Genomic DNA, 7,248 nt, shown 5'->3' with positions numbered 1-7,248 from the left:
CGCAGGAGTCGCCGCTCTTCACTACAATCAACTAGTTCTTACTATGAAAAAGAACTTTTTCAGTGCCCTCATGAATTAGGGTGCTAGAGCCATTATTGGCGTCTGTGCCGTTTCTTTCAGTCGATAAGTGATTGTGATTGGTTGAATGGCAATATCGTTGTAAATCGTGTTATATTCCCGTGTTGCGCTCGTCACTAAGTATTTTTGGAAGTTGCACACATTAACTTGTTCAACCGATCGTTCATCCACTTCAGCTATTATTTTCTCTACAATCGTCCCTTTGGCATGCTCTAATTCCGCATCCACCATCTGTTTCAATTTGTGCGCCAATTCTTCCATTCCGCTCAATAAATTATTGACATATACGCCACTGGGCATCATGTCTTCGCTTGATAAAAAACAGTAGTCCATATTGATTTGCCCCAATTTCAACTCCCCTTTCATTAGCGAAGCTCAAACATCACCGTAAGTAACTGATCTTCAGAAAAAAGTTCAATAATTGCTTCCTTCATTTGACTGAATAAAAGCTTTCCTTTTTCGATATCGGCTGCGTAGAAACTTTGAATACCATCTATCGCACTTGTTATTTGTGACGGCATGGGTGGAATGTGTTCTTGAACCGAAATCCCGACCATCTCGCGATCACCACCGCCCAGCAAATAACTGAACGAATGAGGATTCGTTTCCATATATCCAATTTCAGTTAGTAAGTCTTTTCGTCTGGTGTCGTAAGGTTGTTCAAACTTATCTATATAAGCACGTTGAATGCGCTGAACGACTTGATTCTTTTCTTCATAGTTATCCAATCCCATCCAATACAACCGGGTCGCAGAAGATATATTCACTTTGATGACCGCGGCTCCCTCTCCTGCGGAATAAATGAGGTCATTCCCCACATAGTGGCGATTCGGTTGGGAAAGCCCGTTGATCAGTGCCTCTAATCCATGCGCATCGAACGATCCTTCTATATCTGAGAGAAGGTCTTTCCCCGACGCCCATAAAGAATGAAAGTCAGACAGGATGCCGTCCAATTGTTGAATCGCATACATAATTCCCTTGAAACTATCACTGAATCCTTTTGCTGTTTTAATGTCAAAAGTCATAATGGCAACTAACACTTTCGACACGTTCTCCACACGTTCTTGTATGCTTCTCAAATAATCGGAAACCCGTTGTCCCTCTTCCCCCGTCATTGCATCGGCAATCACAATGAGCGTCGGAAGTTGCTTGGTCAACGTTTGCAGCCTTTCTTGAATGACAGGAATTTGCTGAACGACGCCTTTGAAAGCCGCATACCGATTCATTGCCGCCTTGAACGGATTGGAGAATGTAAATTTCGCAATGTTTTTCAAACTCAAATCCCCTTCGCTATCGGGATCTCCAGTCAGTAAAACATTCATATTTTTAAGGAAGTTATTATCAATACCTGTTGCAAAGTGGTATAGCCCATCCATCCCCGCCTCTTCATAGTAAGGAGATGCTGTCGCTAAGTACTTTTGCAAGGATTGCAACTCTTTGTCTGGTATTCTTGTTATTACATTATCTAGGCCATTTAAGGTAGGGTTCGTATCAACTACTTGTTCATTCCCGAAACGTATAAAACCTCTAGTGAGATGCAAAGGATAGAGCGCATCTTCTTCAGACGTAATATGCTCGATGTGTATGCCTTTTGATTTGTAGTAGTTTAATGTGAATGTACGGAGTTGTTTAGGGTCGAGTTTGTAAAGTTCATCGACATCTTGGAATGGTTGTCCGAACTTTTTTCGGATTCTATTAAAAAAGTCCGTGTCATTTGCGGCAAGCTGATAGACGGTCGGTGCCGCATCATTTAATGCATAGACTCCGTCAAAATCTGCCCCCAATAAATGCAGCATTTGAATGTGGTTGCCGCCTAGTGAGTGGCCAATGCCATTCTTTTTTAGTTCAGGAATACTTAAATCGTTTTCCGTTTCAATAACCTTATTTATTTCTTCACTTGCCCACTTCTCGAAATCCTTCGCATCTTGCAATTGATCATTTACTTTCCCAGTGAAAATACCTAACCCATTGTATATCCAGTCGAGCGGTTGCCCATCTCCCGCTCCACCACTCTCTGCGTGTTCAGAGCCACGAGGTATCGTATAACTTTGATTAATGCCCTTCTCTGGATCAAAGAAATGAATGACCGTCCCATCGAAACCGCTATCTCTTCCCTCGCTTTTGAAGTCATCGGATTTATATAAAGTAATCCCGTTTGGCGGTTCCATACCTGTTTCTTCAATATAAACGCGACGTATTTCCTCTACCGAAATTGAAGTGAATTTACCATCCTCTACAGTTCCATATTCTAATTGCGTAATTCGCGCTTTAAGAATAGCGGAGTCGAGTACGTCTAGTTGTTCGTCATTTGATTTACGCATCTTGTCCTCCCCTCTAGCTAGACTTGGGTAGCAAATGCATCATCTGCTTTAATCCTCAAATTTTACTGATTTGACTAATTCCCAAAAATGATCTTCAATACTTTTTGTATCTGCGGTGCAATTTGTTGTCCAATCACTGCAATGGTGATCAAACATTAGCCCTAATGCTTTATCACTGTTTTTATCTTTAATGAAGCCTATATGTGAATAGACGGGAATTTTTTCTTCTCCTTCTTCTCCAACCTCAGAAATTCTTTTACCATAGTAATAAACAGTATTCTTATCTTCACTTTTACTATATTCACCTTCAAATTTAGCATAGTCAGACAAGTGTTCTAAACCTACCTCCTCAGAATCAGGTCGGTCTTCAAATTGCGCAAATAAGCCGTAGGATAGATTTTCTTCGTTATCTAGCCACGCATATGAAAATCGCTCCCAGTGCTTGTCTCGTTTTTCATAAAAACCTTCGGAAAGTTTAGCATCTACAGGTATCCACATCGTATAGGCCTCTGTCCATGGTTTAAAGGCATAATGCCCTTCTGCAACTTCGTCTGTTGAAACGAGGAATGAGCGTGTAAACTCGTCTTGTACTGCAATTGTATCCGGAAGTTCCTTTGTTGTTTCTTCTTTAGCGCCTGATTTCTCCATGCCTGTGCATCCCCCTATCAAAATCGAAAAAACTATCAAGATTGGAATTAGTAATCGTTTCAACTCATTGTCTCCTTCCAATTGTATCCTTCGTTTGTAAGTTGGTTTGTATTTTTTTGTAATTTTTTTGTATGTGTTTTTCATGTAGGCATTTAATCTTGATGGAATACGGCTTCGCAAAATAAATCTAACAACTTCGGAGTACGCTGCTTAGATTATCTAGGAAATTTAAATAAGTCATTTTCACTAGCCGACAAATTTAAGTATTGCGTGATTTTTTCTCACTCTTTTATTAATAAGCTAGTTTCATTCTAATAATAAATACCACTCTGCTAACCTACTGTCAAAGAACGCCAATATTTCACGAATTAGGCTTAGATAGTTTAGCCCACTTAACCATGTAGTCTCTATTTTATGAAGTGATAAAAAGTTGTTTCAAATCTAATCTACTGGTACTTTTTTGATATAATATCGATATACCCACTCTAGACTCGTTACTTTGGATTCATTTTAAGTTTTTGAATACTTAATATATATCTCGATATAAAGATGCTTGAAATGAAGGGATTTATTTGGTATGGAAATTGGGTGGGGTTTTTGTTTTTGGGAATAGCGGAGTGGTGCTTGATTTGGTATGGGCGGTTCGGTGGGGGGTTTGGGCGGTCGCATTCGGGATACGAGTGGTCAGCTGCGAGGTTCGAGCGCTCGAATTCGGGATACGGGCGGTCGGTCACGGGGATTGAGCGGTCACAAACGATATTCGGGCGGTCGAGTGGGTGGTCCCTCCCCTATTTCCCAACAAAAAAAGGCAGAGCGTCCAGCAAACGCTCGACCCTCTACCTATTTCTTATTATTTTCCCCAGTGTTCCGCGATGAATTCAGTGCGGCCAGAACGGGCACGGTTGTCCGTGTAATGTTCTTTTTCTTTTATGTAATAATCTTGATGGTACTCTTCTGCCCGGTAGAAAGTTTCTGCGGGACGGATTGCTGTGACGATGGGTTTAGAGAAAATGCCGCTTGCCGCTAGGTTGGCTTTTGATTTCTCAGCAATTTCCAGTTGTTCTTCTGTGTAGTGGAAAATGGCGGTTGTGTAGGATGAGCCACGGTCGTGGAATTGACCTTCTGCGTCTGTTGGATCGATTTGTTGCCAGAATACTTCGAGCAACTTTTCATATGAGAATAAGGCAGGGTCAAAAGTGATTTCAACGACTTCTATGTGCCCGGAATCGCCTTTTTTCACGTCTTCATACGTTGGATTATCGAGATGTCCGCCCATATAACCTGATACGATGTCTTGGACGCCTGGCCATTCTTTGAATGGTTTCACCATGCACCAGAAGCATCCGCCTGCAAATGCAGCTTTTTCAAACTTATTTTCAGTCATTGTCAACATCTCCCTTCATATATAGCGAGTGTACAAAACGCCTCTTTTAGTAGACCGGTACCCATCCTTCTTGTGTTACGAAGATGCGTGCAGCTACTACTTTGCGATCGGCAGCGAGTGTGAAGTAGTGGCGGATGTTTTCCGGAACGGAGATTAAATCGCCTGGGTTAAGATGCACTTCAAAGAAACGGTCGTCTTTTCCTTGGATGATGAATACGCCGTGTCCACTGACAATGTAACGTACTTCATCGTCTGTATGATGGTGTTCTTGTTCGAAGTTTTTCAGAAGCTCGTCCAAATTAGGTGTCGCATCTGATAGTGAGATAATGTCTGCTGTTTTATAACCGCGGCGTTCTGAAATGTCGTCGATTTCTGTTTTAAAAGCCTTTAGAATCTCTGCTTTTTCTTCATCCGTTAAATTGAATTTTTCACGAAGGTTTTCGGGTAGCTTTGCGATATCCCAGTGCTCATAAACGACTTCTTGTTGCTCTAGAAATGCTGCAACCTCTGTGTGTGTTTCAATAACTTCGTTTGTTCCTTGAATTGTAATTGTCGCCATTTTACTCATCTCTCCTCTAAACTATTTTTAGTTTTCACTTACACTTACACTTACACTTGCACATTTAAGCGGGCTTCAATGATCCGAATACAGTCATGGAAATTAGTGAATGGGGAATAAGGAATGTTCAATTCCTCACATTTTTCAATTAAGAAATCCCTAGCAATGATGATATCGGCAAGCTTTGCCGCTTCTAGGTCTGTAATCGAGTCACCGATGACAATGCTCGTTTGCTGTTCGGTCGTATTGTCGCGAATAATTGTCGGCTTACAGCAACCACAGCCTTGATTTACACAGTTCTCATCACATTCATGCGGGTAAAGGATATTGATGTGTTCTCCTGAAAAATCGCTTTCGTTGCAATAGACTTTATCGAACGGCCCGAATGGTTCAAGCAATGGGTGAATGAAAAAGTCGATGCCGCCGCTTACGATATAGAGCGGGATGTTTTTCTCGCGGGTGAACTGAACAAATTCACCAAAACCTTCTCTGATTTCCGCGTCCTCCAAAACGAACGACACGATTTGTTCTTTTTGGGAAGTGGGCAATAAAGCAAAGAGTTCTTTGACCCCTTTTTGAATGGACACTTTTTGCGCCATAATATCGTCCTTTATCGCTTCCCACCCCTGTGGAGCGAACTTGTCCATAATATTGATAATATTATCTTTCATCGTAATTGTACCATCGAAATCACAGAAAATTACTGGATTGAACTCTGCACTCATCCATATGTCCTCCTTGCCTTTTATCAATAAAACCTCTTCTATTATATAAGAAGAGGTTTTATTGATACATCTTCTTATCTACAACAACACATAGCGAGAAGTAGCCTAGTGTCCCTCTACCTAGATAAGAAATCTCGTATTTTTTTCAATTAATTGTGATTATTTCATCTACCCATAACTTTGTCAATCAATGCCTACCCGACAACGGTTTTAAGAGGTAACCAGTAAGGCTTTTTCCTGCGCCTTTCGCTCTTCCTCTTCCGGTATACGAATGAATTTCACGATGATCGCACTCACTACATAAAGTGCACTGAAAATCCACACGACCCCTTCTGCTCCAACTAACCCGATAAACGCCAAAGCGATTGCTGGTGCTACGAATGTAGACAGACCCGCGGCAAAGTTCAACACGGACATTGCCGCGCCTTTATCCTCACCTGCAACGGACGGTACGAGGGCACCGATTGGAACGTAGCCCGCTACCAACCCACCCCAGATGAATCCAACAATGCTCGTCATGAGAATGCTACCATTTGTAATCACTGGTACATAGAACAGAAGTGGCGTGAATATCGCGCAACCGATTCCACCAAACCAAATAATTGTGTTTTTCCAACCGAATTTATCCCCAATGAAGCCGAACACTAAATTGAAAATGATGTTTCCTAAGAAAAACGTTCCCCATAATTGCAGCCAAGCACTTGTTTCAATGCCATGTTGCGCCATATGCATCGGTAAGAATACTGGGAATCCATAGACACTTAAACTATTGATAACACGGACAACCCCACCTGCAGCAACCCGTTTGTTTGTTTTCAAAATGGTGATACCCTTCAATAATTCCGTGACCGCTTCTTTTTTGTTCGCGAGTTTTTTCTTTTGGAACTTGTCTTTATTGAGTACTAAAGCAAAGAATGCACCGAGACATACCCAGAAAATAGATGACCACATTGTATTGATGTAACCGAGATACTGGATTGCGTAACTTGAATAGTATGCGCCCAGCACCATCATTCCCGCACAAAACGCAAACCAGAACCAACCAACGGCAGAACTCAATTTGTTTTGTGGAGTTTTATAAATGACCCATGTCAAGAAGGAATAGGCAAACAATGGATAACCAAAACCTTTAATGAAATAAGTGAGTAGCATAATCGGATAATTCATCGTTGAAAAACCGAATGTGATAAACCCTGCGGTACCGACAATATAAACAGCTAAGCCGATTGCCATTGTACGTTTCGGACCAAATACCTCTACACAGACGCCTGAAAACCAAGAAGACAGCGCGATCGAGATTCCATAGACTGTGAAAATAGCAGCTGACTGTTGAATGGTTAACCCGCTTTCAATTAGAAACGGACTTAGCCAACCAGCTTCAATTCCGTCTCCCATCATGAACAGCATGACTCCGAAAAAGCCCCACCCTAAATTTTTCGTAATTCCAATTCTTTCTAACATACTGTTCTCTCCATTTCTATTTATAAATGCGGGACAAATTGACTGAAAAATAAAAAAACTCTTCCTGTAAAG

General features: G+C 41.4%; 7 protein-coding genes. All 7 read right to left on the bottom strand.

Annotation, left to right across the window (positions count from 1 at the left end; all coding sequences use genetic code 11):
• Nucleotides 1–75 precede the first annotated feature (75 nt).
• Complete coding sequence (locus AC25Y6_RS14095) at nucleotides 76–426, bottom strand: hypothetical protein (protein ID WP_488143477.1); 351 nt, start codon at nucleotides 424–426, stop codon at nucleotides 76–78.
• A 17-nt stretch (nucleotides 427–443) separates the two neighbouring features.
• Entirely contained in the window at nucleotides 444–2,399 is a 1,956-nt protein-coding gene (locus AC25Y6_RS14090) for a DUF6792 domain-containing protein (protein WP_488143476.1), read from the bottom strand.
• Nucleotides 2,400–2,447: 48 nt separating this feature from the next.
• Nucleotides 2,448–3,047 (bottom strand): hypothetical protein, encoded by a 600-nt coding sequence (locus AC25Y6_RS14085; RefSeq protein WP_488143475.1) that lies wholly within the window; start codon nucleotides 3,045–3,047, stop codon nucleotides 2,448–2,450.
• An 850-nt stretch (nucleotides 3,048–3,897) separates the two neighbouring features.
• Nucleotides 3,898–4,431 (bottom strand): peptide-methionine (S)-S-oxide reductase MsrA, encoded by a 534-nt coding sequence (gene msrA / locus AC25Y6_RS14080; RefSeq protein WP_488143474.1) that lies wholly within the window; start codon nucleotides 4,429–4,431, stop codon nucleotides 3,898–3,900.
• A gap of 46 nt (nucleotides 4,432–4,477) precedes the next feature.
• The gene (locus AC25Y6_RS14075; protein WP_482102426.1) at nucleotides 4,478–4,990 is read right to left on the bottom strand and encodes a 1,2-dihydroxy-3-keto-5-methylthiopentene dioxygenase; all 513 of its coding nucleotides are present in this window, start codon (nucleotides 4,988–4,990) and stop codon (nucleotides 4,478–4,480) included.
• Nucleotides 4,991–5,040: 50 nt separating this feature from the next.
• Nucleotides 5,041–5,715, bottom strand: coding sequence for a 2-hydroxy-3-keto-5-methylthiopentenyl-1-phosphate phosphatase (locus tag AC25Y6_RS14070; protein ID WP_488143473.1), 675 nt, complete (start codon nucleotides 5,713–5,715; stop codon nucleotides 5,041–5,043).
• Nucleotides 5,716–5,925: 210 nt separating this feature from the next.
• Complete coding sequence (locus AC25Y6_RS14065; protein WP_488143472.1) at nucleotides 5,926–7,176, bottom strand: MFS transporter; 1,251 nt, start codon at nucleotides 7,174–7,176, stop codon at nucleotides 5,926–5,928.
• Between the last annotated feature and the right edge of the window lie 72 nt (nucleotides 7,177–7,248).

The organism is Sporosarcina sp. Y1004 (genome assembly GCF_057669665.1).
This window is presented reverse-complemented; position numbering and strand designations above follow the sequence as displayed.